This is a genomic window from Neobacillus terrae (genome assembly GCF_011393025.1).
GTDB classification, from domain to species: Bacteria; Bacillota; Bacilli; order Bacillales; family Cytobacillaceae; genus Neobacillus_A; species Neobacillus_A terrae.
This window is the reverse complement of the sequence record NZ_JAAOEO010000063.1, coordinates 1-2955: the sequence shown is the minus strand read 5'-3', so window position 1 is coordinate 2955 and position 2955 is coordinate 1. Positions and strand designations below refer to the sequence as shown.

5 protein-coding genes are annotated in these 2955 nt (G+C 32.1%); 4 read left to right on the top strand and 1 reads right to left on the bottom strand.

Annotated elements, in window-relative coordinates; genetic code table 11:
* The first annotated feature begins 115 nt into the window (after positions 1-115).
* Positions 116-568: a DUF5412 family protein gene (locus G8761_RS26545; RefSeq protein ID WP_166030933.1), complete on the top strand. Its 453-nt coding sequence runs from the start codon at positions 116-118 to the stop codon at positions 566-568.
* Positions 569-726: 158 nt separating this feature from the next.
* Here G8761_RS26545 and G8761_RS26540 read toward each other — a convergent pair whose 3' ends face one another.
* A complete protein-coding gene (locus G8761_RS26540; protein ID WP_166030932.1) occupies positions 727-1179 on the bottom strand; it encodes a hypothetical protein in 453 nt (150 codons plus the stop codon).
* A 284-nt stretch (positions 1180-1463) separates the two neighbouring features.
* Between G8761_RS26540 and G8761_RS26535 the strand changes: the two genes are divergently transcribed.
* The 3 genes from G8761_RS26535 (at position 1464) to G8761_RS26525 (ending at position 2801) form a co-directional block, all read left to right on the top strand.
* Positions 1464-1844, top strand: a complete 381-nt coding sequence (locus G8761_RS26535) for a hypothetical protein (protein WP_166030931.1) — start codon at positions 1464-1466, stop codon at positions 1842-1844.
* A 118-nt stretch (positions 1845-1962) separates the two neighbouring features.
* A complete protein-coding gene (locus G8761_RS26530) occupies positions 1963-2283 on the top strand; it encodes a hypothetical protein (protein ID WP_166030930.1) in 321 nt (106 codons plus the stop codon).
* A gap of 152 nt (positions 2284-2435) precedes the next feature.
* Positions 2436-2801 (top strand): DUF3888 domain-containing protein, encoded by a 366-nt coding sequence (locus G8761_RS26525; protein WP_166030929.1) that lies wholly within the window; start codon positions 2436-2438, stop codon positions 2799-2801.
* Positions 2802-2955: the final 154 nt, after the last annotated feature.

Below are 2955 nucleotides of genomic sequence, written 5' to 3'. Positions count from 1 at the left end.
AAGGTAAACTACTATGAAAATCTAAGAAAACAGGAGAAAACGGGAGATTTTCCTTTCTTCATTGAGGGAGGATAGTTAAATAAAATGAAAATAGAGGAATTGAGGGATAGGTAGGTTGCGGAGCATTAGACTGAGATATAAAATACTTTTGCTTCTCTTATTTAGTATGATTTGTCTGTTCGTATATCAAAAATTTGCCTATACATTTGAATTTAATAAAGGTGAATTTTTTGTAGGTCCTGTGCAATCACCTAATGGTAAGTATAAAGCGAACTCATATTATAAAACGTATGGCGGAGCCGCAGGCGGAGTAGATGTATGGATTGAAATTACAAATATTGATACTGATAAGGTTCGAACTATTTATTATGCTCCAGGTAAAAGTAATTTTTCTATGAAGTGGATTGGCGATGACACTATCTATATTACTAATGAAGCTCCTGGTATTCCAAGTGAAGATAGAAATATAGAGTTAACCATAGGGGAAGAAATATATGATGAGTCGGGAGCAGCCTGTGATAGTTGGGTAATGAAACGACAATACGAAACTTGTTTTAAAAGAAATTAAATTCGCCATCTAAACAAAGTTTGTGATTAAATGTACTCAAACTAACGGGGGCGTTAGTTGATTAAAAAGGCTCCCAATTTGGTGGCTTTTTTAAATCGCAATTGACACAAACTGTGCGTTAAAAAAAGGCATTAAAAAGTGCCCAAGATTCACATCTTTCATTTAGTAAAAGTAAAGGTTTCCTTATATTTTCTGCCCTTAATTTCTTTACTGTGCGGCTTTTCGTGCCAACTTATTTCAAATTGAAGTTCACTGGATTTACTCAATATAGGAAAATTCGGAAATTCGAAGGTTTGTCCCTGTTTAAATTCCTTATATTCAAAGTCAGAAACACTTAATCCGTATTTTGTTTCAGTATTTGGTTCATTTCTGTAAGTGTTGAATTCAACATCTTCAAGATTTTTACCAATATTTGTGATAACTACATTATACCGTTCAGCATTATTTTTAGTCTTTGCCATATCTGAACCCTTTTTTATTTCGATTTTCCATTGATTAGATTGCTTTATAATAGGAGTTTTAAATAGTTCGTCTACCTCTGCTGTTGCATTTGAAACAATTCCAGTGGCTATAAAGCAAAAAATAAATAATGAGGTTATTAATTTTTTCAATATTGCTGCCTCCTGTTGTATTAAATCAATTTTTGATTAGTTTTCCTAAAAAAATGAAAAAAAAACATATTTATTTCACAGTACAAATAAACCGCGAGACTGTACTACACATATTCATACAGTCATTTTGTGAAAGCAAACGTCATTAAACAGTGCGTTAAAGATGTACAGTGAGTGACGTTTGCTTTTACTTGAACTATCGTGGCAGTAATGTGTAATAAGGAACTGCTTAAATGGAACTATTTTAAAGTTATTTCGTCTGTATTTTATAAGGGGGTCTCAGAATGAATTTTTCAAAGATTCTACTTCCAATTGGTATCTTGTTTATATTTTTAGTTGGTTGTAATAAGGACTATTTAAGTAGTCCTTCTATCAGTAATCCAACCCCAAAAGATTATCTAAAGTACAATAATGCAGATATTTTTCTACTTGATGGTTATGTGTTTTCAAATGCAGAAGATGTGGAATGGGTAACAGAATTGAAATATGAATTAGGTGAGCAATTCGGTAAAATAACAAATCAAACAAATAACGAATCTAAATTTAAAAATGGCACGGCGAATAAATTGCCAATTGGAACAAAAATATTCGAAACAGATACCCCAGCGTACATCGCAATTGTCGAAGGAAAAGAGATACCATATTTAAAAATGGTTGAAGGTTAATAAGTTATCTAGATGTGCTTTGTTCCAATAAGGATTGAGGCACCTTATTGTTGAATTCCTTATTGAACAAACGGGGCAGTTTTGTTAAATAAGGATGTTTTTGATTTGGGGGAAAACGATGTTTGTTAAAGTTTATCAGTACCATATTCAAAAAGACAAAACAGACGAATATTTAGCTATTCAAGAAAAAGCATCAAAAATTTACGGGAGATATATAGATTTTCATACATTGTATCTAAATAGCAAGGTTGATGCCACGAAATGGATAGAAATAACAAGATATAAAGATGAAAATGAGTACCAAAAAAGTTTAGCTATGATTAATCAACAGGAAAAAATACAAGAACTGTTTGAAGCATTCCAATCTCTCTTGGTTACCGACAAGAATGAAATAAGTGAAGAAGACTTTATAGAAAAGAAAGAAAAATATACTTTTTAGGAACTGTACATCGACATACGGCTGCGATTATCCAAGAAGGATAGCCGCCCTTTTTTGTAGAAGCCTTATTGAACAAACGTGGCAGTTTAGTTGAACAAGGATAATAATTAAATGAACCTCAGAGAGGGCAAAGTAAATCTGAGGTGTTTATTATGAGAAAGAAATTTATATTCTTTATTATCTTGATTTTTATGTTATTGTTGACTCCCGATTATTCAAAAGCAACGAATATTCCTCAAGAAAAGGAATTAATTCAGTTATTACAGGCACCAATTCTTTCAGTGGTAGGAACAGATTGGTTCAGAGGAAAAGAAAAAGTATTAGAAATAAAAAAAGACCGAGAACATAAGGGTGTATTTTACGTAAAGGTACAAGTGGTAACTTTTCAGGGTCCTCATAACCCACCGTATACGGAGGAAATAATTACTTTTAAAATCAAAGGAAATAAAGTTAAACCAATTGATTATTACAATAGAGTTATACCAGAGAGTGAGTGGATAAAATTTAAAATAAAGTAGGTTCTTCATTAAATATAGGGGTGCTGAGTACAAGATGATCGTCGTTGCGGCGGTCTTTTTCTTTTTCAACTAAAGAAGCAGGTTAGCATTCCTGTAGAGCGTTATTTTTCATCTTTGAAAAAAATAGAGCTCCTCAGTAAGATATGAGTAAGAC